1 protein-coding gene is annotated in these 342 nt (G+C 53.2%); it reads left to right on the top strand.

Annotated features, from left to right (window positions below; all coding sequences use genetic code 11):
- Positions 1–12 precede the first annotated feature (12 nt).
- Positions 13–342, top strand: a 330-nt coding sequence (locus M3P19_RS16875; protein ID WP_249658872.1) for a PKD domain-containing protein, incomplete at its 3' end; no start/stop codon positions are given.

A 342-nucleotide genomic window follows, 5' to 3' on the forward strand; every position in this document is an offset into this window, starting at 1 on the left:
GACGAAACACCGATGAACGCAGCTCCGACCGCGGTGTTGAACGCAACTCCCATATCAGGGAAAGCACCGTTGCAGGTGGATTTCACAGGGGACCAGTCAACTGATGATGTGGCGGTGACCGATTACAGTTGGGACTTTGATGATGGAAACAGCTCTAACCTGGCCAATCCTTCCCATACCTTCGCAAATGCGGGTTCCTATAACGTTACGCTGACAGTCACCGATGCTGAGGGACTTCAGGACGCTACCACCATAACCATTCAAGTGGACGAAACACCGATGAACACAGCTCCGACCGCGGTGTTGAACGCAACTCCCATATCAGGGAACGCACCGTTGCAA

Source organism: Flagellimonas spongiicola (assembly GCF_023502425.1).
GTDB classification, from domain to species: Bacteria; Bacteroidota; Bacteroidia; order Flavobacteriales; family Flavobacteriaceae; genus Flagellimonas; species Flagellimonas spongiicola.